The following is a 26,016-nucleotide window of genomic DNA, read 5'->3' on the forward strand; positions in this document are numbered from 1 at the left end:
GCAGGCGTACCTGCGAATTGGGCGCGTAAGCGCCCATCAGCGAATTATTATATTATTTTTAATTACGCGGCCGACGCACCAGGGCAACACCTGCGCCAACCAAAGCGCCCATCGCGCCCCACATGATCAACCAGAATATCCGCCGCGGGCTATCACGTTTTACCGGCTCTTCCGGAGTCCGCAAATAGCGGTAAGTCTGAAACTTTTCGTCCAGCGTTGGGCCAACGTTCAATGTCGACAACATCGCACGGTTTTGATCGTAATCCAGATCGAAGGTAGGCCCTGACGCCTGTAAACCTTCCAGACGAGCCTGCAGCATAGGTTTGCCCAGCAGGAACAGATCGGAGTCTGGCAGCTGTTCTGCCGGTGTATCGGTTTGAGTGCGGCCGATACCCTGCGTTTCGGCAATTTTCAACGCCTGTTGAATGGTATTCAATTCGCGCTTATACACAGCCTCCGCTACCGCTTCCTGGCGCTTAACCTGCGCTTTCATTGAGGTGGTACGGGCAGCCCAGGCTCCCTGGATCTCTTCATTCAAATGCTGAGCTGCACGGTGACTGGCAAAGGCGACGTATTGACGCAGCAGACGGTTGGCATCTGCCGCCGTTTCCGCCGTCAACTTCACACCGTCGTTCGGCACTTTTTTATCATCACGCGCAGTAAACTGTATGTTGTTAATCAGTTCGTCGAGCAAGGCCGCATCAGCGCCCGCATCACCTTCCTGACGCTGTTTGTAATAATCGCTCTGCAGCCAAAAATCACGACGTGTATCGTAAGCTGCCAGCTGCATAATGAATTCATTATAAGCTTCGTCAGCAATACCTGGTTGCTCACTAGCAACAGCCGGCATGGTTCTCACATCCAGATTGCGCAGAAATTGTTGTTGGGAGTAATAACCGCCCAATGCATTCACTGTTGGCCGATCGGTAATCGCCGTTGCACTCCATTCCTGTTTCACCAGGTAGGAAACGATCAACGCAACCACAGCAAACAGCACCGCAATGCCAATAATCCACGGTTTACCGCGCCACAGGGTACAACACAGGCCACGGATATCGAGTTCGTTATCCACTGCCGGGGTATTCTTGTCAGACATTGTTTCTGGATTCATCACTGCCCAAAAGCCTCTGGTTAAGATACTTGCTTATTGCCGTTCGAACGCCGTAAACGACGTTTGATACGCTTAATGTAACGTGCAACACGCCAGGCGCGTTTAATGCAGTAACCGTATAAGAAGAAGGCAAGCAAGAATAATGCCAACATTACCCATTCAGGGATAAAAGTAAGACGTTCACCCAACACGCCGATGGCGGCCAGCAGCGCAGCTGCCAGCGTAATCAGCACAAAAGCCTGCCGTGGCGTAAAGCCCGCACGCATAATCAAATGGTGAATATGTTGGCGATCTGGGGAGAAGGGACTCATCCCCTTGCGCAAGCGACGGTACATGATTGCAATCATGTCCATCAGCGGAATAGCGATAATCCACAGGGCGGTAACAGGGTTAATAGAGTGAGCTTTACCTTGCGAGCTTTGCAACAGCAGCCAAATGGCGGTGAAACCGATCAACGTACTGCCGGCATCGCCCATAAACACTTTATACCGCCGGCCAAGAATGCCGAGGTTAAGCAGAATATAAGGAACGATGGCAGCAATCATCGCGAAACACCAGAAGGCCAGATCAGAATGCCCACTCAGGTATAACAATACGCCCAGCGCACCGAAAGATACGCATGACAGCCCTCCCAGCAGGCCGTCAATGCCATCTACCATGTTAAAGGCATTGATGGCTGCCCAAACGGCAAACAGCGTAACCAGGTAGCCGAACGGCCCCAGCTGCATTTCCCAGTCACCCAGCACATGGCCAAAACTGCGCAAGTAAAGCCCAGCAAAGACCATCATCGCAATGCCAACCAGTGCCTGAACCAGCGCGCGAATTTTGACGCTGATGTCGAAACGATCGTCAAGAGCACCAACGAACACCAATATCCCCGCACAAGCGAGGTAGAGTTTGCTATGCGCAATCGTTTGGTCAGAAATAAGGAAGGCAAAGCACAATCCGGCGTAAACAGAAATACCACCGACCAGAGGAATCAGCCCCTGATGGCGTTTACGGTAATTAGGTTTATCAACCAGACCAATACGTTTTGCTGCTTTACGGGCAACAAAGAGAAAAGCCAAAGAAAACAGGAAAACAAATAGAATTTCAGTACTCATAGTGAGTAAGTTCACAGTTAACAAGATCTCTGTAGAAGATAAGGCAGCTTAACACGGGCGACAGGTTGCGCCATGGGATCCCGCTACCTTTCAGTCATTTCCTATGACAACAGCGATTCATTCTTATTTCACTTTGCCTGCTCGCTGTTTTGACAGTAACAAAGCGCGAACGACGAAACATCGACCGCAAATAAGATGAATTCTCAGTAAGTCACGAAAAAAACTTACGTTTCCATTTCTGTTACTTATCGTATCTGCCAAAAGCAAAAAACGCCACGACTAGGCGTGGCGTTCTCTGAATTTTTTACTCAATTATGAGCGCATCGTCATTATGAGCGCTTCATCATATCGAAGAATTCATCATTGGTCTTGGTCATGGCCAACTTGTTAATGAGGAATTCCATCGCATCAATCTCACCCATTGGGTGAATGATTTTACGCAGGATCCACATTTTCTGCAGTTCTTCAGACGTGGTAAGTAATTCTTCTTTACGTGTACCAGAGCGGTTGTAGTCGATCGCAGGGAATACACGCTTCTCGGCGATTTTACGCGCCAAGTGTAATTCCATGTTGCCGGTACCTTTAAACTCTTCGTAAATAACTTCGTCCATTTTCGACCCGGTATCAACCAGCGCGGTCGCGATGATGGTCAGGCTACCGCCTTCCTCAACGTTACGTGCCGCACCGAAGAAACGCTTAGGACGGTGCAGGGCGTTGGCATCCACACCACCGGTCAACACTTTACCGGAAGCCGGTACTACGGTGTTGTAGGCACGCGCCAAGCGAGTGATGGAGTCAAGCAAGATGATCACGTCTTTTTTGTGCTCAACCAGGCGCTTGGCCTTCTCGATCACCATTTCCGCAACCTGGACGTGGCGAGAGGCTGGCTCATCAAAGGTCGAAGCGATAACTTCGCCCTTAACCAGACGCTGCATCTCGGTCACTTCTTCCGGACGTTCGTCGATCAACAGAACCATCAACACGCAGTCTGGATGGTTGTATGCGATGCTCTGCGCAATGTTCTGCAGCAGCATGGTTTTACCGGCTTTCGGCGGAGCAACAATCAGACCACGTTGACCACGACCAATCGGTGAAGCCAGATCCAGCACGCGTGCAGTCAAGTCTTCGGTAGAGCCGTTACCGCGCTCCATCCGCAGACGGGAGTTGGCATGCAGTGGGGTTAAGTTCTCGAACAGGATCTTGCTGCGGGCGTTTTCCGGTTTGTCGTAGTTAACTTCGTTAACTTTCAACAGGGCAAAGTAACGCTCGCCTTCTTTTGGCGGACGAATCTTACCGGAAATGGTGTCACCTGTACGGAGGTTGAAACGGCGGATTTGGCTAGGGGATACGTAGATGTCGTCGGGGCCTGCAAGGTAGGAGCTGTCTCCAGAGCGGAGGAAACCAAATCCATCTTGCAATATCTCCAACACGCCATCGCCGAAGATATCTTCTCCACTTTTCGCATGCTGCTTAAGGATAGAGAAGATAATGTCCTGCTTGCGCATACGGGCAAGGTTTTCCAGCCCCATATTTTCGCCGAGAGTAATCAGCTCAGAAACCGGCGTATTCTTTAATTCGGTAAGATTCATAGTGGTGGGTTCTTAAACTCGGGGTATGTCTCGAACTTATTTCGTGAATGGTATGGCAGCGAGATATATCTTTCGGCTTTCTGGTGGTTGCGTTGGCTTCCCGTGTTAACCCCAGCCACTTAGCGGACTAAGCTACGGAGATTCGTTCGGTTGCCGACTGGCCACACCCTGAAATCCATTGGATATGCGTGCCTGTTTACTGGACGTTCGATCACCGGGCGCTGAGCTGTCACGGTAAGAAATGGCTTACAGAGGACGCGCGCATTGACGGTTTAAGATCGAAGGTACCTTAAAATTGATTTTGCAAAACCGTTTGATTGTTAAAACACGGGCTGAGTTCATTTTTTCTTTCAACGCCAGCGGTTCAACACAGAGTAAAGCTTTAGATTTAGACTCTTTAGATTTAAAACTTCGGGCAAGTTCTATATGCAGTATGGTTAAACTTAACACGCTTCTTGGCAGGCGTCTAGCGGTGAATTGAACATCCCCGCTAGACGCCTGTATATCCCCGTTGCCTCTCACACTGCGACGTTGAGAACCGCAGTGTCAAATCCATTGGGCATACGGCTTCTCGCCCGATTACAGATTCGCGTTAAGGAAATCTTTGAGCTGGCCTTTGGACAACGCACCAACCTTGGTCGCAGCCACTTCACCGTTCTTGAACAACAACAGCGTAGGGATACCACGGATACCGTACTTAGGTGCGGTGGCCGGGTTTTGGTCGATATTCAGCTTGGTGATGGTCAGCTTGCCTTCGAACTCATCGGCAATCTCATCCAGAATCGGAGCAATCATCTTGCACGGCCCACACCATTCAGCCCAGAAATCGACCAGGATTGGCCCTTCAGCTTTCAGCACGTCGGTGTCGAAGCTGCCGTCAGTCAGGTGAATAATTTTATCGCTCATGTTCTACTCCAAAGGATTGTGTCTACCTTGTTGGTGTAGCATTAACCAACCTAAGGTGACTTTATTTCACCGGATACGCTTTCGTAAAGCAATAGTTAGCTGATATTCTACCACACTATGAGCAAAACACACTTGACCGAACAGAAGTTTTCCGACTTCGCCCTGCACCCGTTAGTCCTTGAAGCCCTTGAAAAGAAAGGGTTTCAACATTGCACGCCTATCCAGGCGTTAGCATTGCCGCTCACGCTCTCTGGGCGTGACGTTGCAGGTCAGGCGCAAACCGGTACCGGAAAGACGCTGGCATTTTTAGCGTCTACTTTTCACTATTTGCTTTCTCACCCGGCAAAACAGGATCGCCAGACCAATCAGCCGCGCGCCTTGATCATGGCGCCAACGCGTGAGCTGGCGGTTCAGATCCACTCCGACGCAGAAGCCCTGTCCAAATCTACCGGCCTGAAGCTTGGCCTGGCATACGGTGGCGACGGCTACGACAAACAGCTGAAAGTGCTGGAAAGCGGCGTGGATATCCTGGTCGGTACTACCGGTCGTTTAATCGATTATGCCAAACAAAACTATATTGATCTGAGCGCAATCCAGGTCGTAGTCTTGGACGAGGCCGATCGCATGTACGATCTGGGCTTTATCAAAGACATTCGCTGGTTGTTCCGTCGTATGCCTCCGGTCGATCAACGCCTGAACATGCTGTTCTCTGCCACTTTGTCCTATCGCGTTCGCGAACTGGCTTTCGAGCAGATGAACAATGCTGAATATGTTGAAGTGGAACCGGAACAGAAAACCGGCCACCGCATTAAAGAAGAGTTGTTCTACCCGTCCAACGAAGAAAAAATGCGCCTGTTACAGACGCTGATCGAAGAAGAGTGGCCGGACCGCTGCATCATCTTCGCCAACACCAAGCATCGCTGTGAAGACGTTTGGGGCCATCTGGCTGCCGATGGCCACCGCGTAGGCCTGTTGACCGGCGATGTTGCGCAGAAAAAACGCCTGCGTATTCTGGATGACTTTACCAAGGGTAACCTGGATATTCTGGTTGCTACCGACGTCGCCGCACGCGGTCTCCACATCCCATTGGTTACGCACGTATTCAACTACGACTTGCCTGACGACTGCGAAGACTACGTCCACCGTATCGGTCGTACCGGTCGTGCCGGTGAAAGCGGTCATTCCATCAGTCTGGCTTGTGAAGAGTATGCGCTCAACCTGCCGGCGATCGAAACCTATACCGGTCACAGCATTCCAGTGAGCAAGTACAACAGCGATGCGTTAATGAGTGACTTGCCTGCGCCAAAACGCCTGGCTCGCCCACGCGGTGGCAACGGCCCGCGTCGTAACTCCTCACCACGTCGTGGCGGTGCGCCGCGCAACAACCGTAAACGTTCAGGCTGATAGACGATGCTCAGTTCCAGCGCACTTTATGCCGCTATCGACCTTGGTTCCAACAGCTTCCACATGCTGGTGGTGCGCGAGGTAGCCGGTAGTATTCAAACACTGGCGCGCATCAAGCGCAAAGTGCGTCTGGCAGCAGGGCTGGATCAGAACAACCACCTGTCGCATGAAGCCATGCAGCGCGGCTGGCAATGCCTGAAGCTGTTCTCTGAACGCCTGCAGGACATTCCCCGTGAACAGATCCGCGTAGTCGCCACGGCTACGTTGCGTCTGGCGTCCAATGCCGATGAATTCCTACAAACCGCCGAGCAGATCCTTGGTTGTCCGATCCAGGTAATCAGCGGCGAGGAAGAAGCCCGTCTGATCTACCACGGTGTTGCCCATACTACCGGCGGGCCAGACCAACGTTTAGTGGTCGATATCGGCGGCGGCAGTACTGAATTAGTCACAGGTACCGGTGCGCAGGCTGCCCAGTTGTATAGCTTGTCTATGGGCTGTGTCACCTGGCTGGAGCGTTTTTTCAGCGATCGTAACCTGGGGCAGGAGAATTTCGAGCGGGCTGAACAGGCTGCGCGTGAAATGGTGCGCCCTATTGCGCCACACTTGCGTCAACACGGTTGGCAGATCTGCGTCGGCGCTTCCGGCACCGTCCAGGCGCTGCAGGAAATCATGGTTGCGCAGGGTATGGATGAACGCATCACCCTGTCTAAGTTGCGCCAGTTGAAACAACGCGCTATTCAGTGCGGCAAGCTGGAAGAGTTGGAAATTGAAGGGCTGACACTGGAACGCGCACTGGTATTTCCAAGTGGGCTATCCATCCTGCTGGCGATTTTCCAGGAGCTGGGCATTGAGAGCATGATGTTGGCTGGCGGCGCGCTACGCGAAGGGCTGGTTTACGGCATGCTACACCTGCCGGTTGAACAAGATATTCGTAGCCGCACCATTCGCAACCTACAACGACGTTATCTGTTGGATACCGAGCAAGCCGAGCGCGTTAGCCAATTGGCTGCCAACTTCTCACAGCAGGTCAGCAATGAATGGCAACTGGATGCGCGATGTCGCGAGTTATTGCACAGCGCCTGCCTGATCCACGAAATTGGCCTCAGTGTTGATTTCAAGCAAGCGCCGCAACACGCCGCTTATCTGATCCGCCATCTGGATTTACCCGGTTTTACCCCGGCGCAAAAAAAACTGCTCGCCACTCTGCTGCAAAACCAAAGCAACACTATCGATCTACCGCTGCTGAGCCAGCAAAACGCTCTGCCACCACGTATGGCACAACGTTTATGCCGGATTTTGCGCCTGGCTATCATCTTTGCCAGCCGTCGTCGCGATGACACGCTGCCTGCGGTACGTCTGCGTGCCAACAATGATGACGAACTAACGGTGATCCTGCCGCCGGGTTGGCTGGAACAGCACCCATTACGGGCAGAAGCGTTGGATCAGGAAAGCCATTGGCAAAGCTATGTGCACTGGCCGCTGATACTGGAAGAACAACGTTGATATGACAAGGGCGCTAATCGCGCCCTTACTTTTAACCTTCACCTTTAGCCTTGGCCAACTGGGCGCGAATATTCGCCAGATGGCTTTGACCTTTTTGCATCCGCTCTTGTGGACTGATCACCTTACGTTCACTTTCCCACGCCAGGTCATCCTGCGGTAGCTCCAACAAGAAACGGCTTGGCTCTGGCCGCACCAGCTCACCATACTGACGACGCTCACGGCACAGAGTGAAAATCAGCTCCTTTTGAGCTCGCGTTATCCCCACATAGGCCAGGCGACGCTCTTCATCAACGTTATCCTCGTCAATACTGCTCTGGTGTGGCAGTAACCCCTCCTCCATTCCCACGAGGAAGACATAAGGGAACTCCAACCCTTTGGAGGCATGCAGTGTCATCAACTGAACCTGATCCAGCTCCTCATCGCTTTCGCCGCGTTCCATCATGTCCCGCAGAGTAAAGCGCGTCACCACCTGCGTCAGCGTCATGGGTTCATCCAGCTCACTGCCTTCCAGCATTTCCGTCATCCAGCCAAACAACGTATTGACGTTTTTCATGCGCATCTCGGCGGCTTTCGGGCTGGGCGAGGTTTCAAACAGCCAACTTTCGTAGTCTACGCCATGGATCAAATCGCGTACCGCGGCTACCGGTTCGCGATCCGCCAACTGGGCAATACCGTCCAGCCAATGGGTGAAACGCTGCAAAGACTCCAGTCCGCGACCAGTCAGATGCTGACTCAGTCCAAGATCGAAACTGGCGCGGAACAGGCTTTTGTTACGTTGATTAGCCCATTCGCCCAGCTTTTGCAGCGTCGCCGGGCCAATTTCACGTTTCGGCGTATTGACGATCCGCAGGAACGCGCTGTCATCATCCTGGTTAGTCAGGACACGCAGGTAGGCCAACAGATCCTTGATTTCCGGCCGCGAGAAAAACGAGGTCCCCCCGGAAATCTTGTAAGGGATACGGTTTTGCATCAGCATTTTTTCAAACAACCGCGATTGATGGTTGCCGCGATAGAGGATCGCATAATCGCCGTAGTTGGTTTTCTTCACGAAGTGATGGGCAATCAGCTCCCCAACAACGCGCTCGGCCTCATGATCCTCATTATTGGCTGTCACCACCTTCAGCTCTTCACCATAGCCAAGCTCGGAAAATAACCGTTTTTCAAATACGTGCGGGTTATTGGCGATCAGGATATTCGCCGCCTTCAAGATGCGTTCGCTGGAACGGTAATTCTGCTCCAGTTTGATCACCTGCAACGCCGGGAAGTCTTCTTTCAACAGCACCAGGTTTTGCGGACGTGCGCCGCGCCAAGAGTAGATCGACTGATCATCGTCTCCTACCACGGTAAAGCGTGCGCGATTACCCACCAACAGTTTCACTAACTCGTATTGACTGGTGTTGGTATCCTGATATTCATCCACCAACAGGTAACGAATACGATTCTGCCAACGTTCACGGACCTCTTCATTGCGCTGTAACAGCAGCGTCGGTAGCAGGATCAAATCGTCAAAATCCAGCACATTACAGGCACGCATATGTGCGTGATACAGGCCGTAACAATGTGCAAAAAGCTTGTCGCGTTCGGAACGTGCCAGCTCCATGGCCTTTTTGGGATCGACCAGGTCATTCTTCCAGTTGGAGATGGTGGAAATCAGCTGCGCCACCAACGTTTTGTCATTTTCCAGCCATTTCTCGGTCAGCTCTTTCAGCAATGCCAGCTGATCCTGATCGTCGAACAACGAGAAGTTAGACTTCATCTCCAACGCGGCATATTCACGTTTAATGATTTCCAGCCCCAGCGTGTGGAACGTAGAAATCATCAGTCCGCGTGCTTCTTTGCGCCCCATGGTTTGCGCCACACGCTCTTTCATCTCACGCGCAGCCTTATTGGTAAAGGTCACGGCGGCGATGTGCCGCGCCTGATAACCACAGTTATGGATCAGGTGAGCGATTTTGTTGGTGATGACGCGCGTCTTGCCGGAACCGGCACCGGCCAGCACCAGGCAGGGCCCGGTAACGAATTCGACGGCTTGTTGTTGGCTGGGGTTTAATCGCATGGCGCTTTATTGCTCGACTTTTTAACGTGGAAGAGGATTGTAGCAGAAAGCGTCGATGAGATTTAACGGGTATAATCAGCGCAATTTCTGTATCGATAAAGGCAATACCATGGCAAAGACGGCGTGCGCCCTGCACATTCTGGTAGATAATGAAAAACTGGCCGATGAACTGCTGGCCAAGCTTAAACGCGGTGTCAGCTTTGACACGCTGGCGCGCAAATACTCAACGTGCCCGTCAAAACGTAACGGCGGCTCTTTAGGCGAATTCAACAAGGGCACCATGGTGGCGGCCTTCGATAAAGCGGTGTTCAGCATTCCATTGTTGAAGCCCTACGGCCCGGTGAAAACCCAGTTCGGCTACCACATCATCAAAGTGCTGTACCGTAACTAAGGGGGCAAATGCCCCCCCTGTCGTTACTGTGCGCTAGTCTCTGGTGCGGGCGCAGTGTCGGTCGGTTTGACCTCTTCTGACACCACTGCAGGGGCCGGAGACATAATGCCGTTATAGGTTTCCTGTAACTGCTTCATGCTCATCTCTGGCTCGCCCTTCGGCTGCATCAACACCAACGTCGCATCTTGTGAAAGTTGCAGTTTCAGCTCCTGGTTCAGTGCTTCAAGCGTTAACCCGCTCAAGAACTCCTGACGCAGTTTCTGATACTGCTCTGGCGCAATATCTACGACACCACTTTGTTGCGAGCGCAAACGCTGGCTCATCAACACGTCCGTATCGGTGCGGGCATAGGTGGCGAACAACTTGCTCAATTGATCGTTCTTCTGCGCCAGCAGAGCGTTAAACTCCTCCTGCGACAACCCATTGTTACGCACGTTCGCCAGCTCTCTAGCAATAAAGCTCAGGCTGTTATTCAGATTGTTATTCGGCGTGTCGAGATGGATAGCACATTGGGCACGTTGGTATTGCACGCGGCAATCGAAGCCCAAATGCAGGTTTTTCTGGTCGCTCTTTTCCAGCACCTGTTGGAGATGCCAGAACAACGCCTCACGCGCCATATCACCGCGCCAATAGCGGCTCAGGTTTTGCGAATCGCGGATCGGATGCCAGGGTGCATCCCACATAATCGACAACGTATCCTGCTTAACCTGTTCACTGATCAGGCTAACCGGTTGCGGTGGCAACGGCGTCAACGTCGGCATCAGAGCGGGCGTTTCACGTTTGCCTTTCAGCGGCGAGAAAGCTTTGTTGATTTGTTCACCCAGGCTGCGGCTGTCTACCTTACCCACAACGTATAACGTCATCGCGTCCGGGGTGTACCACTGCTGGTAGAATTTCTTCAATTGGTCGACATTCACCGGCCGTTTCGGCGGTTGAGCCGGATCATGCGCCAACAGCGTCGAGCCTTTCAGACGATAGCGCCACCAGGCATCTTTTGGGTTCGGTGGGAAAGTACCAACCGGATCGACGCTAGAGTTCATCACCGCATGCAGCGTATGTTCGTCAATCGCCAGTTTGCCGGTGGTGTCGGAAAGCCACGTCAGTGCCTCTTTCAGCAAATCTGGGCGGTTATTCGGCAAGCTGAGATTATAAATGGTGAAGTCATAAGAGCTGATGGCCGGAGGCAAAGGTCGCTCGCTGTCCACGCTCTGTTGCCACAGTGAACGTAACTGCGGTGGCGTAAAGCTTTCGCTGCGCGCGAGCGACAGGCGCGGCAGCAGATGGGCAAAGCCAATCTGCTGCGAAGACTCGACTAAAGAGCCAGTGTTGACCATCAACCGCAACTCGACGCGATCACTCGGCCGTTGTGGCGTATCTAGTATCTGCCATGAAAACCCGTTGGCCAACGCCCCCTGCTGCCAGGCAGGATCGGGTTGTAGTGCTTCAGCCTGCACGCTGCTGTTGGCTGCAGCCAACAGCAGCCCACCTACTATGAGATGAATTCTGGTGCCCTGCATGTGAACCCCTACTTAATTACTATCCAATTTCTTTATGCAAATGCGGATATTCCATTCACCGGAATATTAGGCTGCGACAAACAGCCTACAAATACGCCCTGAGTTTCACAGTGGGGCGGAAAGCAGAAAGTGTACCATCGAGTTAGACCGCGCGCCTTTGCGGATGTCACTCATTAGTGTGAAAAATAATGGATAACCGATTTTTTAATGCAAGAATTCATTACGCGGGGGGATAAAACGTCACCGGCTGCGGCTGCAACCGGTGATTTGAGGATTAAATCAGGCTGAAGGCAGCGTTTTATCGGCACCTGTTCCTTGCTTGTTGGACAAGGTGTCTTGCAGTTGCTTTTCATCCAACTGTTTACACCATTTAGCCACTACAACCGTTGCTACACCATTACCGACCAGGTTAGTCAGCGCACGGGCTTCAGACATGAAGCGATCAATGCCCAGAATTAACGCCAAACCGGCCAACGGCAAGTGGCCGACAGCAGAAATAGTAGCAGCCAGCACGATAAAGCCACTACCGGTCACTCCTGCAGCCCCTTTAGAGGACAGCAACAGCACCACCAACAGAGTCACCTGATGCACGATGTCCATATGAGTGTTGGTCGCCTGCGCAATAAACACGGCCGCCATAGTCAGGTAGATTGAGGTCCCATCCAGGTTAAATGAGTAGCCGGTCGGAATAACCAAGCCCACCACCGACTTCTTACAGCCCAATTTTTCCATTTTATCGAGCATACGTGGCAGCACCGACTCGGAAGAAGACGTTCCGAGTACGATCAGCAGCTCTTCTTTTATATATCGAACAAATTTGAAAATACTGAAGCCGTTGGCGCGGGCAATGGAGCCCAGAACCACCACCACGAACAGCACGCAGGTAAGATAGAAACAGGCAATCAATTGACCGAGCTGCAACAACGTACCTACGCCGTATTTACCGATAGTAAACGCCATCGCCCCGAAAGCACCCAGTGGTGCCAGACGCATAATCATATTGATAATGCCGAAGATCACGCGAGAGAAACTATCGATAACGTTGAAGATCAGTTGGCCTTTGTCACCCAGGCGATGCAGGGCAAAGCCGAACAGTACGGCAAACAGCAGTACCTGAAGAATGTTGCCACTGGCGAAGGCACCGATAACGCTACCAGGGATGATATCCAGCAAGAATGGAATGATGCCCTGCTGCTGGGCCTGTTCCGCATAAACTGCCACCGCCTTGGCATCCAAAGTACCTGGATCGATGTTCATCCCAGCGCCCGGTTGGACCAGGTTAACAATCAGCAGACCAATAAGCAGTGCAATGGTACTGACGATTTCAAAATAGAGCAGTGCGATCGCACCGGTACGGCCGACGGCCTTCATGCTCTCCATACCCGCGATGCCCGTCACCACAGTACAGAAGATCACCGGCGCGATGATCATTTTAATCAGTTTAACGAATCCATCGCCCAGAGGTTTCATCTGTGCGCCAATGTCAGGATAAAAATGACCAAGCAGGATGCCCAGCGTAATCGCCGTTAACACCTGAAAATAGAGGCTCTTAAAGATAGTGAGTTTCATATGAACATCCTTTGGGGGGGAAGACACGCACCAGGCGGTATTCTAGTTATCTCGCCTGTTCATCGCTTGCGCGGAAAATAACACCCACCTAACAACATGGAAATAATTTGTTGCACCCATAGATACATGTTGATACGAATTTAAGAGCTGAAACGCGCCAGCCCAAATGCAAGGTTGTAAATTACGTAAGCATTTCTTTGCACTAACTCAAAAGCGGTAGTAAAGATCAGCATTGTAGGACGAGATAGCTCTCGGGCGACACCTGCATCGTCCGAGAGATGAGGAAGGGTAAATCAGGCAGGCGGTTGGCAAAACTCGGCTTCAAACTCACTGCGTGGCAGCGGGCGAGCAAACAAGAAGCCTTGTCCACTATGAATACCGTGCCGCAACAACCAATCGCGTTGTTCTGTATTTTCGACGCCTTCAGCCATCACTGGCAGCGCCAACACCTCAGAAATAGAACTGACGATACGCACCATAGCGTCATCGTTCGGTAATCCCTGAATAAAGCTCTTGTCGATTTTAATCAAATCGATCGGCAGGCATTTCAATCGGTTCAGATAATTCAGGCTGGAATATCCCATACCAAAATCATCCAATGCAATGGACAGCCCCAGGTCGTGCAACTCCCGCAACAGCGCCAATGCACGATCGAGATCGTCAATACGTACCGTCTCGGTAATTTCCAGCAGCAACTTGCGCGGATCAATATGGTGTTGCGCGAGCACACTTTTCAGATGCGGGATAAAATCCTCATGCTTCATTTGGATAGGAGACACATTGACCGCCAACGGCATTGTGATACCACGGCTCTGCCAATCAGCCAAGATACGGCATGCTTCCTCCAGCACCCAGTTGCCGAGTGGCACAATCACTCCAAGTTCTTCAGCTAACGGAATCACATCTGCCGGTAGGGTATAGCTGCCGTCATACTGTTGCCAACGCAGCAGCGCTTCAGCGCCTATTACCGCATTGGACTGCATATCTATCTGTGGCTGCAAAAATAGCGTAAATCGACGCTGTTCAATGGCCTGCAGAATTTCGCTTTCCTGTGTCAGTCGCTTTTGGGTACGCTCAGTCAGGCTCGGCTCGAAAAACAGCACCTGATTTTTACCTTCACGGTGTGCTGACATCATTGCCGAAGTAGCGCTACGAAGGAGTTGTTCCGCACTTTCCCCCGAATTGAGGTAATGCGCGATACCGATGCTGGCACTTGGTCGCAACGGCATTTCCTGCAAGCTCAGCGGTGCGTTGATCTGTGCCATGATACGGCGTGCCAATTGCATGGCATGGAATGGGCGCTCAACGCCTTTGGCCAGAATGGCAAACTCGGTGTTGCTCAACTGCGCCAATACGCCGTTTTCATCGATACACTCACGCAACTTCTTCGCCAGCGTCAGTAACAGCGATTCTCGCATCACCGGATTGAGCACGCCCGATGCCTCGTGCAAGGTTTCAATGCCGATAACCAGCAGATTAAAACGCTCGGGCCGCAGACTAGAGGCAATATGCTGCTCCAACAACGCGGTAAACAGCGCTTGGTTCGGCAACTCGGTGACCGGATGGCGAGTGCTCATACGACTCATTTCCGCATAGGCTTTTGCCAGCCGCTGCTGATTGCGGTTGTAGTTACGCACCAACAACCCCAGCTCATCGTCCTGATGCAGCGCTGGCAGCATCAGTTGGTGATACGGCGCTTCTTCCTGCGAAATATTTTCCAGCTCTTTGGCCATTGCCCGCAGCGGGTGCACCATCAGTCGGTTCATACACCAACTAATGGCGACCGACAGGATCAATGCCAACAGTAAGTAGGTCGACAGCATGGTCGACAATATACTGAGAATAAATTGGTACATGCGGAACGAATCGGCCTGCAGCACCAGATAAGCCAACGGCTGTGGGTTGGCTGGCACACGCTCCAGCGAATAGAGCGGAACAGAAATCTGGATCGGTAGCTCAAACAGGCGAGCGATCAGCGTTGGAACTGGCCGTTCCGGCGGGAAATTGGCGTGTAATGCCTGAAATTCGTTCGGCAACACGATATCCGCACGCGTCAGGATCCCCACCGGCAGCAATGTGTTCAGCACACGCTTGGTTTCGGGCACGTCCATGCGCAGAACCGCTTCCGCCAGAGGCTGGCGCACGGAGTGAGCAATATTTTCCAGTTGCTGGGCATAGTCATCCCTGCGCTGCTGCACAAAATGGAATAACTGGATCACGATAAAGATGCAGATCGTCACCAGCGCCACACCGGACACCGTTGCCATCTGTTTAATCGTTAATGAACGCCTGACCCGCAAACCTGCTCTCCGCTAATTCGGGCTGAAATAAAAAAGGGATGAAGAATACCCATCCCTTGGACCGGTCTGAGTATACTCGATTGTTTGCTGTTTTAATCTTGCCATGCCCAGGACAAACCCAAGAAAACCGCGGGTTTCAGTATTTTCCTAATGAAAGACCGCTTACAAAGCCGGTTATTAGTGAGAGCGCGCCTCGGTACATCAGGTCCGGGTATCTCTGGTGGCACATCAAACGAACACAGGGTAGCAAAACTACCCTGTGCCGACACTCTGAATCTGCCTGAAGTGGGTTACTTGAAATCAGCGTACGGTGTCAGTGGTTGAGGCGGTAAATCCAGGTCGCCCTGCCAACCGGCCATCGAATAGCGCAAATAGAGCAATGCATGACTTGGTGTATAGTCTTTCGCCTGCTGAATATCGATCCCGGCTCCCAGTGTCCAGTGTGAACTGAGACGGCGTTCAACAATCGCCCGGAGGGTATAACCGAAGCCGGAAGAAGAACTGCCATCCTCCACGGCAAACTTGTCCGGTAACGAGTCTGGAATTAACCCTTGCAACGGGTAACGCGCTTGGCTGTTGGTTTTCGAATGGGACAAAGACACTGACCCACCCAGTTCCCAGGACCAATTCTCGGTACGCTGGCGATAATTGACCGGCACCGCCAACGACATATATTGCTGTGGACTGTAATAGCCGCCCTGACCGAGAGAGTAACCGCTCAAATCCTTCTGATAATGCCACAGCATGGTGTTCAGCCCGACAGTAACGCGACGGTTATCCTCGTTGATCAATTTGTAGTAATAACCGGCCATAAAGCGTTCGCGCTGGTTATCCTCGACGTTTTTACCGGTCAACTGATGCGCACTGAGGTCGGCCCAAACACCCTGTGCCTCACCGCGATCATAACTGGCGCTCAGACTGACCCCAGTGGCGCGCACTCCGCCCCAGGTCGTGCCGGTATTCGGGTCTTTGGTGCCGCCAAACGCCAGCAGCGAGCTGGATATCGGCCGGCGTGAGGCCGCCAATGTCCAACCTATGTGGTTCCAGTCGTTGCTGTAAGCCAGTCCACCCACCCAGTCGACCACATCAAAGCCCATCGGTGTGGTACCGATATCCCCCGACCAGCGATCGTTCTGCCAACCGACCGCCACACTGGTACCGGTGGCTTTCTGATGTTCGTCACCGCTACAGCCCTGAGTATGACAAGTACCAAAGGTCTCATAATATTTGCCATTGTTGTCGGTGGAGAAACTGCCGGCATCCAACTGAACGGTATCGGACCGGAAAAATGCCCGCCCGTCGTACAACGGCATGTCCACCTGCAACATGGTGTCGTGCGCTTTGTAATCAGAGATACCACCGGTACCGCTGGATCCCCAATAGTCATGATCGAGCGTGACATTAACATCTTGCTGACGGTACAGATCCGCTGCATCTGAACGGATACCGCGTTTTAGCCAGTCGTCACCCGGATTGTTACGCGTCAAATAGGTATAGCTGTCGTTATCTGGCGGTACGTTAGGTGTAATGCCGCTGGCCACCATTGCCTGTTTATAGTCCTGTTGCGCCAATGCCGGCTGCAATTGGTCGCGTTCGAGCCGTGCCGCATCGCGGTAAATCAGCGCTTTTGACTGACTAGGCGGTTCTTGCTGAGCTGCCGTTTTCAGCCGGGTAAAGATATCCGTCGCTTTTTGTGGCTCGCCAACGGCATACCAAGCATTGGCCACCCGTCTTTCGCTGTTGCTGGATGGGTTTGGCGCCGCCGTTTCGGTTTGTAGACGCTGACGCGCTTCGCTCAGTTTACCCTGCGCCACATATGCCTCTATTTCGCCCAGTTGCACATCCGGGTTATTCGGTTCACGCGCCCGTACCCGTTGATAGTCCGCCAAGGCAGCATCATAGTCGCCACGCGCCAGCGCCCAATCGGCCAACTGGAGATCGATACGGGTATCGGTGGGTTGACGGCGCAGATAAGCGACCGCACCCGGCTCGTCACCTGCGGCACGCAGTTGCTCAGCATGATCCAACGTCTCCTGCATTTTCAGTCGCTGTGCCAATTCCCGCATATTGTCGTTCCACTGCGAGGTAGGTAAAGTATTCAACTGCGCCAGCGCCTGCTGATCGCGATCGCTGCCGGAAAGATACAGCGCGTAGGCATACGTCAGTTGCGGGTTACCATGCTGTTTTTGCGCCAATCGGCTGAACAGGGCGTCCGCCTGCCCCGGTTGCCCGGCCTGACGCAAAGTCTGTGCATAATGATACGTCAGCCACACATCGTCAGGATCCATCTGCTGGGCACGGCGATATTTCTCTGCTGCCTGATGCCACTGTTTTTGCTCTGCAAGCTGGTCGGCCTGCTGTTTCAGCATGTCGAGCTGCAAACCGTCCAGCGTGCTACGCAATTTATTTTGCTGACTACGCGGCAGGCTATTGAGATAGGCCAGCGCCTTTTCAGGCGATTGACGCTGGTAGATATTGACCAGGCCGCGTACCGCACTGCCGCTGCCCGGATCCAGCCGAAGTGCCTGCTGATAAAAACGCTCGGCAGCGGCGTCATCTTTACGCGCCACGGCAACGTCACCCAGACCAATCACTGCACTGCTATCACTGTTGTCAATCTGCCGTGCCTGTTGATATTTCTGCTGTGCCAGCGCCAGATTGTCGGCTTTCAACGCCTTGTCACCTTCATCGACCGCCAACCAATAGCTATTGCTCTTGATCAGGCTCTGCCATTTACTGCTGCCGTAACCGCTTTTATCGGCCTGCAATGCCTGACGGAACAAACTTAACGCTTGCGGGCGATTGCCGGCGCGGGAATAGGCCTGCCCCAGAGCCCCGAGCACTTCAGCATCGTTAGGTGAGGCCGCCAACGCTTTTTTCAGTTCAGGAATGGCTGCACGACTGCCCCCCTTCTCCACCTGAGCGAGTCCACGCACTCGTGCCTGATAGGCCGGGTCCGACAGCAGTGCCTGTTGCCTCGCCAGCTCTTGCTGGGCGCTGACAGCCTGATCGCCGGTTTCAAATACCCCGAGGAAACGATTAAGGGCCGCGACACTTTGCGGACTGACCGGCATCGCTTTAACTTTTTCCAACCACAGATCCGCAGCATCACCGCGTCCGATGGGATCGGCAGCCACTTTCTGCAATAAATCATAAGCCTGTGCGTCACGATCCTGACTAAATAACATCCGTGCCAATGACATCCGCAGCGGCACGTTGCCGGAATATTGTTGATCCAACAGCTGTAACTGTTTCAGTGCTGCGGCTTCTTGTCCCGGTAGCCGTGCAACCAGCCGCCAATATTCCACCGCCAGTTCAAGTGTCGGCGGGTCACCGTGGAACAGATCGTCATACTGCGCCTTCGCCTCCGGCAAACGGCCGGCTGTCGCCATTAATCGCGCCTGTTGCAGCTTCTGCCGGGTTTCTGGCTGGGTCAGCAACATATTCATTTCCGCCTGACGGTAAGCGCTTGACTGTGGGGCAATCTTTTTCAGCTTATCTAACTGCTGCTGCGCCAACGCCTGATTACCCTGCCTCAACGCCAAACGCATACGCGCTGAAATAACGTCCGGGTTGTTCGGGTCCATTAACTCGAGCCGATAAAGCGACTGACGAACCAACTCATCCTTATTACTGGCCTCCCCAACCCGTACCTGTTCCAACAACCATTGTTCCGGCGCGACGGTTTCCGCCCCCTGCGCTTGCGGCAGCATCGCCAGACTTAAAGGCACCAGGCCTAGCCAGTTTATTCTGAAGTTACGCATTGGCCGCCCCAGGAGGGTTGAAGTTCACCCTGCCGATTAAAACGATAACGTTGTTGATCCCATCCCTGACCGAACAGCACCAACGAGGCACTGAAATAGGCATTATCACCCGGCGGGTTTTGCTTAATCCGTTGGCGCTGTACCTGCAACGCCTCTGGTTGGTTCACCAGCATCGGCAACATGGAAGCAGAGAAGCCCACCGGACCGTCGCCACTGGTTTTGCCACTGGCTGTATCCGTTTTCTCCGGTGGGACACCCTGTGTCAGGGTAGTTTGTGCCATCGGCTGCAATTGCTTGAGTAATGCTGCCTTATGTTTATCGTCATCTGCCAGCATGCCGGCCCACAGATAAACCCGGATAGCGTCATAACTGCCGATGTTCGGTTTGACGGTATCCGGTTGCCAGCCTTTGCCGACCTGCCACACCACCCAGTCCGGTGAGAAGCCGTGTGGTGCGGTTTCCAGCCACAATCGCAAATTGGTTTGCTCCATTGCCCGCCACGGACCATTTAAGGCAGAAAAACGTGCCAGCAATTGGGGGGGAAGGTAGCTCGGATTGAGTCGCCAACGGTCTTCAGCCACAAACCCCACCTTTCCCGGCAACAGCATCAAACCCAGACCGGGAATATCCGCCACCTCTTCACGGGCAATTCGCTGCAACAACAACGTGCCAAGGGTTTGATAGCGGCGACTGTTCCATAAGCGCCCCGCTTCCAGCAGATTGTAGGCAATCCACAAATCCGCGTCGGATGCAGAATTGCTGTCCAGTACCGTCCACTGTTTTTTATCGTTCTCACCCCACAGCCACGCAGGTAAATGGGCGCTAAGATCGCCCGCAGCCAAATTGTTTTCCGTCCACTCCAGCAGCTGGTCAAACGCTGGTCGATCGTTTGCTACCAGCGCGAAGAACATGCCATAACTCTGCCCTTCCGATGTGGTAATGCGGTTCGGACTGCTCGGATCGATCACGCGTCCCTGTTCGCTGATATAAAATTGTTTGTACTGTTGCCAGGCCGGCCATTCGCAGGCCGCCGCTGCGCTGAAGGCGCACAGCAGCAGCATGCCGAATGTCAGACGTTTCAACGCCACTGGCATGGTAATTAATCCCGGTCTTCAGGCGACAGGCGACGACGGCTGAAGATTCTCAAGCCACGCCACAGCATCAACGCCAGAATGACCACTACCACAACCGCGATCACAGCAAGCCACACCGGATGAGTCGACAAGGCATGCCAGATGCGTTCCCACCACGGCAGATGGCCGACATAATAAACATCGCCCACTCGCAGGCTGTTTACGCCAGATTCACGGATCACCGCCACCGACCCAAACACTGCCGCACGCTTGCCACTGTCCAGCAATGCATTGTTCAGTAGATCGTAGCCACGCGGACTGTCAGCCAGTAACGCGACAATGCTGCGTTGGTCGTTAAACGGTGATTGCACCCCGATAATCGCCGACATTGCACCTTCTGAACTGATGGTGGTTTTGCTGTCCGGCTTAGTGTCCTCCGCCAATACGTCCATCGTCGGTAACGGTAACTGACGTGTCGGCTGCTTCACCCAACTCTGGGTGGCGTCCACGAGCAGGTTGATTTTTTTGTCGTCCCGCAGCTCTGGCGGAATGGTACCGATCATCAGAATATCGGCATCCCGATCTTTCGCCTGGGACCAATCGTCACTCAGCGTCACCGCCAGCGCCGGATAACCGGTCTGGGCACCAATAATACCCAGTGCGTTCAGCAAGGCACTGACCTGTGGCGGCTGTGGCTGTTTGTTCACCAGCACCAGTGTTTGCGACAAATCAGCCAAACGGCTGAAAGGGAAACCGGCGTTCGCGAAGGCACGTAGATCCGGCATCGCCATAAAGTGGCGGTAACCGGAGAAATCAATGGTTGATGCACCGTCGATCACCGCATGGTTAGCGGTAAAGGAGTAAGTTTCACAACGCCCTTCCGCGCCACTGGCCAGCAGCGTAGTGTAGTCAAAGTCGAAACGCAGTTGGTTAGTCGCACCCAGGCGCAGTGCCGGTATATTGACATTCTTGTCCGAGTCGATCAGCCCTTGAGTCAGCGGCAAACGCAGCAACTGGGTACCCTGTTCGTGTTCAGGGACTAATGAATATGCCTGCACAAACTGGTTGTTTAAGCTGACGCTCAGGCGCGAACCGTCCTGAATACGCGGTGCGGTGTAGCGGTACTTCAAATGCATATCAATGCCGGTACTGCGGATCAGGAACAGATCCGGTGGTAAATTCATGGTTAGCGAGATCGGGCCCGGCTCGATGCCACTGGTCTGCAATTGTTCTGCATACTGTTGCAGCTCTGCAAAGGTCATAGGTCGATCGGTACGCACCCAGTTAGGTGCATCGTAAGGCTGACGCGGCGCCAGTTGTTCGACCTTATCGACCGTGACGTTCTGGCCACGGAACAGAATGTTGCCCTGCGCAATACCTTTCACTGCAGTGATCAAATCGTTGTCATCACGCCCCTGCACCAACAACAGTTTGATGTACGGGTTGTCTGGATGGCTGATCATTTCCACCGTAGGCCCATTGACCGGTGGATAGTCGCGCAAGAAATCCGGACGTTGCTTATTGGTGGCGAAGACGATGGCATGCTGTTCTGGCAGCTTGTTATACAGCACCGGGAACGACTGGCCACGCCACTGCGCTTTGCTGCCAAACCACGAGGCCAGAATGCCCGCAGCACGTTGTTGGGCAACATCTGGCTGACCCGCAAACACCACTGGCAACGTCAACGACCGGTTGTCGCGGCTGTCAAAGAAGGGTTCAGGGAAATGCGATAATTCGTTTTTCACCGGCAAGGTCTGATAGCGCAGGTTCAAGGAGCTGGATTTACTGATTTCAAGCCACAGCGTTGTACTAGCCGGGTTTTCACAAATATTCTGATAATGACCGACGAAAACTAACCTTACACGGTTAAAATCGGTGATATAGCGGGGATCAATCGGCATCTGGATGCGATTCGGTTTGCCGAGTTGCTCTTTGGCAATGGTCGTCACGCCCATCAGTTCATCGTTGAGGTACACCTTGACGTGCGACTCCACCGGAATCAACGACGGTGACGGGGTGAACTCCAGATCGAGCATCGCCTGCGACACCACCTCATCGCTGCGCACGCCAAATTCAACCTGACCATCAGGCCGGGTACCACGCAGGGTAAAGGTACCGGGCGGTGGGGCAATATTGGCAAACGGCAATTGTACGTCACGAACCGGCGCATTCGGATCCTGTGGCGCACCCGTTCCCATCGGGGTCGTCACCGACGCGTCGACGGGTACCGTCATCGGCGGTTGTGCAGCCACGGTCGGTGCAGTGGCAGTTTCAGCCTGAGACAAGGTGCTGATGCCTAAGGCCAGGGCGGTAAACCAGGTTATTTTTCTCGTCATCGTATCATCATCAATGTTAGAGCCTGATCACCAGGCAAGTGAACGGGCGGTTTGCCTATACCACTGTCTCTTTTTGGCTGAAGATCGGAGTCCTGCCGACACTGTGCGGGATAAAGGACACTATCCACGCGATCAACGTCGTGAACCCAACCAGCAGGCGGCGCACCATCGGCGGTGCGTAATCCGCCATACGTACGTAACCCCGGAAGCCCAACGCCAGAACGTCTCGCAGGCTTTCGATCGGTTTATCTTCAGGGAACCCGTCCTGCCACAGCGCCCAGGTATCGGCACGGGCAAAGGTACACTGAATAAAATCAATATGTTCGCGGGTGCTGAGGTCAACCATACGGATCCCCACCTTGCTACCAAAGGCACGCGTAACAACACACGGGAAGCTGTATTCTTGCTGGCCACGCTTGAGTAACAGCGACACCTTGTCACCGTCTTTCAGCGCATCCGCGACGCGCATCTCAATCCCTACCCCACCGTCGGAATAATCGCGCAACGTGCAGGGGAATAAATGCCCATCGGCACGCGCGATCGCGGCCGGCATGGCAATCTCCACCCGGTGCGCTTGGCGCACCTGCTTGGCCTCGACAGCCACCGCCACCGCACCACCGAGGATAGTCATGTTGTAAAGTACCCACACCAGGCTGATGATCACCGTCATGACCTCATCCGCTGGGCCATAGCCCAAGCGCCAGACACCAAAAGCCAATCCAGCCAGATTTAATATCACCAGGAACATATAGGGCCGGGTGATCACCCAGTCGACATGCTCTTCCTCCACCAATCCACCTTTCGCTGTAACGTTGAATTTGCCCTTGTGCGGATTGAACAACGCCACCGTGGTCGGTCGGGCGATGTACCAAGCCAGTACCGTTTCGTAGATCTCACTCCAGAAGGAGTGGCGGTATTTCCCCTGAATGCGTGAGTTAGTCAGGCTGGCGTGGATCATATGCGGCAGTACATACAGCGCGATCGCCAGTGCCGGAGCAAAGATGATATAGGCATGCAGTAACAGGAAGGCCAAAGGCGCTGTAAGGAAAATCAGTCGCGGAATACCGGACAAGAAGTGCAGCATGGCGTTGGCATAACACAGGCGCTGAGCCAACTTCAGCCCTTTGCCGAGCAGGGGGTTATCAAGCCGGAAGATTTGCACCATGCCACGTGCCCAGCGAATACGTTGGCCAATGTGTGCCGACAGACTTTCTGTCGCCAACCCGGCCGCCTGCGGAATGCGGATATAGGCCGAAGTGTGCCCGCGGCGATGCAAGCGCAGTGACGTGTGGGCATCTTCAGTAACGGTTTCCACCGCAATACCACCGATTTCATCCAGCGCACTCCGGCGCAGAATCGCACAGGAACCGCAGAAGAAGGTCGCATCCCACATATCGTTACCGTCTTGCACCAAGCCATAGAACAGCGTGCCTTCGTTCGGTGTTTGTCGGAAGCGCCCGAGGTTACGTTCAAACGGGTCTGGCGAGAAGAAGTGATGTGGCGTCTGCAGCATCGCCAGTTTCTTGTCTTTAAAGAACCACCCCATTGTCAATTGCAGGAACGAGCGTGTCGGCACGTGGTCGCAGTCAAAAATCGCCACAAATTCGCCTGTGGCCTGCTTTAACGCGTTATTGATATTACCGGCCTTGGCGTGTTCATGGGTGGGACGGGCGATGTACTTCACGCCTACTTCTTCGGCGAACGCTTTAAACTCTGGCCGGTTGCCGTCATCGAGGATGTAGATGGTGACTTTTTCTTTCGGCCAATCGATGCCCAGCGCAGCATAAATGGTGGGTTTCACCACCCCGAGGTCTTCGTTATAGGTCGGTACCAGCAGATCGATTGTCGGCCAGGTAGAGCTATCCGCGGGCATTGGCACCGGCTGACGATTAAGCGGCCAAACCGTCTGGAAATACCCCAATACCAGTACCACCCAGGCATAGGTTTCTGCCACCAGCAACAGCAAGCCGCAGGTCAGACTGAGTGGATCATCCCAATTCAGCGTGGCGGTATAGCGCCACCATAAATAGCGGCAAGACACAGTCAGCGACAACACAATCAACATCAGTCCCGGCAAGCGCCCAGGCACCCGGCGCACCACCATGGCGATCGCCCACAGCAGCACCACAAACACAAACTGCGCTGGCAGGTCAAACGGCTGCGAAATACACAAAATAGCGAGGAGCGCCGCACATATGCCAACAATGATAAACAGTACACGACGCATGCGCCGGTTCATCCGCCCCAAACGTGCCACCGAGCGTTGTTCCAGCCCAGCGCTTTCTAACCGTTGTGGAATAGTTTTCAACCAATTGGCATAGCGTAGCTGCAAGCGCTGCCAGCTGGCGAAATGGTTGTGTTCTCTCTGCGCACGGTCTGTACGGAATACCAACAACCACAAGCCTTGCACCAGATAACGTAACGCATCTGCCGGTCGTGGGCGGCTAGGAGACAGATGCGGGAACCAATAGGTACGCCCTGCCCGCAAGCGCTGCCAACCGGGGGATTCCAAACGCAGAAAAACCCAGCTCAACGCCACCAATAACGTGGTGAAAAAAGCGGTAAACGCCGATGCCCCATGGCGGCGGTAGGCACGATATCGCGCCTGTACCGCATGGTGGACAGGCGGTACCAGTAGCAGGCTCATCACCCGGCTCATGGCACCCTATCCTTCAGGTTGATCAAGCACCAGTTAGCCAGGGTCAGCACCTCATCGGCAGCCAGGCTTTCCGGCCGATACTCACCCAGCGGCTGCTTCACTGCCAGCGCTTCAGCCATCGCCTCATCGCGGTGGATTACCACCGGCAACAACCCGCCCAGTGTTTGCAGCCACAGTTGGTGCAAATCCTGCTGTAGCAGACTGGCGGCAAAGTAATGATTAATCAGGAAATGGCAACCTTCCGGCAGGGCCTGTTGATGCAGACGAACCTGGCAGTTGGCGTCCGGGGCAATCAACATGAATACACTGTCCGCCACCGTCAATGCCTGTTGAGCCAACACCTCATCATCTGTCGGAAGATCCAACAGGATCCAGTTGTATTGGGCGTTGGCAGTAATCTGCGCCAAATTCTCTTGCCAGCGTTTGGGATGTTGCTGGCAATGCTGTTGCAAATCTAACCGTTCCACCGCCGTTAACCGGCCAAAGGGAAGAAAGTCGAGGTTTTCACAATAGCGCATTGCGCCTTGTTGCCATTGCCCACCGTCCTGCTCAGCCCGGGCCCAGCCACGCGCTAACTCGAACGGTGTATTAAAATGCAGGCGCAGTAAATTATCCGTTGTGAAATCAATGGCCAGCACCGATTCGCCCAGTTGCTGTAATGCCCATGCGAGCGCCGCGGTGACCGACGTCGTCCCCATTCCGCCTCGCAAACCCTGCAGTGCAATCACTGGCATA

16 protein-coding genes are annotated in these 26,016 nt (G+C 53.6%); 3 read left to right on the forward strand and 13 right to left on the reverse strand.

Annotated elements, in window-relative coordinates:
- Positions 1-58: 58 nt before the first annotated feature.
- The 4 genes from wzzE to trxA form a co-directional block, all read right to left on the reverse strand.
- Complete coding sequence (gene wzzE, locus SGR01S_RS17895; RefSeq protein ID WP_037422806.1) at positions 59-1,111, reverse strand: ECA polysaccharide chain length modulation protein; 1,053 nt, start codon at positions 1,109-1,111, stop codon at positions 59-61.
- A gap of 20 nt (positions 1,112-1,131) precedes the next feature.
- Entirely contained in the window at positions 1,132-2,229 is a 1,098-nt protein-coding gene (gene wecA / locus SGR01S_RS17900) for a UDP-N-acetylglucosamine--undecaprenyl-phosphate N-acetylglucosaminephosphotransferase (RefSeq protein WP_115185125.1), read from the reverse strand.
- A gap of 314 nt (positions 2,230-2,543) precedes the next feature.
- Positions 2,544-3,803, reverse strand: coding sequence for a transcription termination factor Rho (rho, locus tag SGR01S_RS17905; protein ID WP_037422810.1), 1,260 nt, complete (start codon positions 3,801-3,803; stop codon positions 2,544-2,546).
- Positions 3,804-4,382: 579 nt separating this feature from the next.
- A complete protein-coding gene (gene trxA / locus SGR01S_RS17910) occupies positions 4,383-4,709 on the reverse strand; it encodes a thioredoxin TrxA (RefSeq protein WP_037422813.1) in 327 nt (108 codons plus the stop codon).
- Positions 4,710-4,826: 117 nt separating this feature from the next.
- Between trxA and rhlB the strand changes: the two genes are divergently transcribed.
- Positions 4,827-6,113, forward strand: coding sequence for an ATP-dependent RNA helicase RhlB (gene rhlB, locus SGR01S_RS17915; RefSeq protein ID WP_037422816.1), 1,287 nt, complete (start codon positions 4,827-4,829; stop codon positions 6,111-6,113).
- 6 nt (positions 6,114-6,119) lie between these two features.
- Positions 6,120-7,616, forward strand: coding sequence for an exopolyphosphatase (gene ppx / locus SGR01S_RS17920; RefSeq protein WP_037422819.1), 1,497 nt, complete (start codon positions 6,120-6,122; stop codon positions 7,614-7,616).
- 31 nt (positions 7,617-7,647) lie between these two features.
- On the opposite strand, the gene rep is transcribed toward ppx, so the two are convergent.
- On the reverse strand, positions 7,648-9,672 hold the full coding sequence (gene rep / locus SGR01S_RS17925; protein WP_061808169.1) for a DNA helicase Rep: 2,025 nt from the start codon (positions 9,670-9,672) through the stop codon (positions 7,648-7,650).
- Between the two features lie 109 nt (positions 9,673-9,781).
- Between rep and ppiC the strand changes: the two genes are divergently transcribed.
- Complete coding sequence (ppiC, locus tag SGR01S_RS17930) at positions 9,782-10,063, forward strand: peptidylprolyl isomerase PpiC (RefSeq protein WP_037422904.1); 282 nt, start codon at positions 9,782-9,784, stop codon at positions 10,061-10,063.
- 23 nt (positions 10,064-10,086) lie between these two features.
- Here the strand turns inward: ppiC and SGR01S_RS17935 are convergent, their stop codons facing one another.
- The 8 genes from SGR01S_RS17935 to bcsQ all read right to left on the reverse strand — a co-directional run bounded on the left by SGR01S_RS17935 (position 10,087) and on the right by bcsQ (position 26,015).
- Positions 10,087-11,580 carry a M16 family metallopeptidase gene (locus SGR01S_RS17935; RefSeq protein ID WP_037422822.1) on the reverse strand — a complete coding sequence of 498 codons (1,494 nt, stop codon included), beginning with the start codon at positions 11,578-11,580 and terminating at the stop codon, positions 10,087-10,089.
- A 279-nt stretch (positions 11,581-11,859) separates the two neighbouring features.
- Positions 11,860-13,149, reverse strand: coding sequence for a dicarboxylate/amino acid:cation symporter (locus SGR01S_RS17940; RefSeq protein ID WP_061808170.1), 1,290 nt, complete (start codon positions 13,147-13,149; stop codon positions 11,860-11,862).
- Positions 13,150-13,442: 293 nt separating this feature from the next.
- On the reverse strand, positions 13,443-15,449 hold the full coding sequence (gene hmsP, locus SGR01S_RS17945; protein WP_061808171.1) for a biofilm formation regulator HmsP: 2,007 nt from the start codon (positions 15,447-15,449) through the stop codon (positions 13,443-13,445).
- Between the two features lie 290 nt (positions 15,450-15,739).
- Positions 15,740-19,213, reverse strand: a complete 3,474-nt coding sequence (bcsC, locus tag SGR01S_RS17950; RefSeq protein ID WP_037422831.1) for a cellulose synthase complex outer membrane protein BcsC — start codon at positions 19,211-19,213, stop codon at positions 15,740-15,742.
- The gene (gene bcsZ / locus SGR01S_RS17955) at positions 19,195-20,307 is read right to left on the reverse strand and encodes a cellulose synthase complex periplasmic endoglucanase BcsZ (protein WP_061808172.1); all 1,113 of its coding nucleotides are present in this window, start codon (positions 20,305-20,307) and stop codon (positions 19,195-19,197) included. The genes bcsC and bcsZ overlap by 19 nt, the downstream gene beginning before the upstream one ends.
- Positions 20,308-20,312: 5 nt before the next feature.
- Entirely contained in the window at positions 20,313-22,622 is a 2,310-nt protein-coding gene (gene bcsB, locus SGR01S_RS17960; RefSeq protein ID WP_061808173.1) for a cellulose biosynthesis cyclic di-GMP-binding regulatory protein BcsB, read from the reverse strand.
- A gap of 55 nt (positions 22,623-22,677) precedes the next feature.
- Entirely contained in the window at positions 22,678-25,281 is a 2,604-nt protein-coding gene (bcsA, locus tag SGR01S_RS17965; RefSeq protein WP_061808174.1) for a UDP-forming cellulose synthase catalytic subunit, read from the reverse strand.
- Positions 25,278-26,015, reverse strand: a complete 738-nt coding sequence (gene bcsQ, locus SGR01S_RS17970) for a cellulose biosynthesis protein BcsQ (RefSeq protein WP_061808175.1) — start codon at positions 26,013-26,015, stop codon at positions 25,278-25,280. Before bcsQ ends, bcsA begins: the two co-directional genes overlap by 4 nt.
- Position 26,016 lies beyond the last annotated feature (1 nt).

It is taken from the genome of Serratia grimesii NBRC 13537 (assembly GCF_001590905.1).
Lineage (GTDB): Bacteria > Pseudomonadota > Gammaproteobacteria > Enterobacterales > Enterobacteriaceae > Serratia > Serratia grimesii.

What these genes read in the sequence shown, in the direction of transcription:
- rho (WP_037422810.1), bottom strand. Translation starts at nt 3,803, where the DNA reads ATGAATCTTACCGAATTAAAGAATACGCCGGTTTCTGAGCTGATTACT.
- bcsQ (WP_061808175.1), bottom strand. Translation starts at nt 26,015, where the DNA reads ATGCCAGTGATTGCACTGCAGGGTTTGCGAGGCGGAATGGGGACGACG.
- bcsZ (WP_061808172.1), bottom strand. Translation starts at nt 20,307, where the DNA reads ATGCCAGTGGCGTTGAAACGTCTGACATTCGGCATGCTGCTGCTGTGC.
- bcsA (WP_061808174.1), bottom strand. Translation starts at nt 25,281, where the DNA reads ATGAGCCGGGTGATGAGCCTGCTACTGGTACCGCCTGTCCACCATGCG.
- bcsB (WP_061808173.1), bottom strand. Translation starts at nt 22,622, where the DNA reads ATGACGAGAAAAATAACCTGGTTTACCGCCCTGGCCTTAGGCATCAGC.
- ppiC (WP_037422904.1), top strand. Translation starts at nt 9,782, where the DNA reads ATGGCAAAGACGGCGTGCGCCCTGCACATTCTGGTAGATAATGAAAAA.
- wzzE (WP_037422806.1), bottom strand. Translation starts at nt 1,111, where the DNA reads ATGAATCCAGAAACAATGTCTGACAAGAATACCCCGGCAGTGGATAAC.
- rhlB (WP_037422816.1), top strand. Translation starts at nt 4,827, where the DNA reads ATGAGCAAAACACACTTGACCGAACAGAAGTTTTCCGACTTCGCCCTG.
- SGR01S_RS17940 (WP_061808170.1), bottom strand. Translation starts at nt 13,149, where the DNA reads ATGAAACTCACTATCTTTAAGAGCCTCTATTTTCAGGTGTTAACGGCG.
- ppx (WP_037422819.1), top strand. Translation starts at nt 6,120, where the DNA reads ATGCTCAGTTCCAGCGCACTTTATGCCGCTATCGACCTTGGTTCCAAC.
- bcsC (WP_037422831.1), bottom strand. Translation starts at nt 19,213, where the DNA reads ATGCGTAACTTCAGAATAAACTGGCTAGGCCTGGTGCCTTTAAGTCTG.
- trxA (WP_037422813.1), bottom strand. Translation starts at nt 4,709, where the DNA reads ATGAGCGATAAAATTATTCACCTGACTGACGGCAGCTTCGACACCGAC.
- rep (WP_061808169.1), bottom strand. Translation starts at nt 9,672, where the DNA reads ATGCGATTAAACCCCAGCCAACAACAAGCCGTCGAATTCGTTACCGGG.
- SGR01S_RS17935 (WP_037422822.1), bottom strand. Translation starts at nt 11,580, where the DNA reads ATGCAGGGCACCAGAATTCATCTCATAGTAGGTGGGCTGCTGTTGGCT.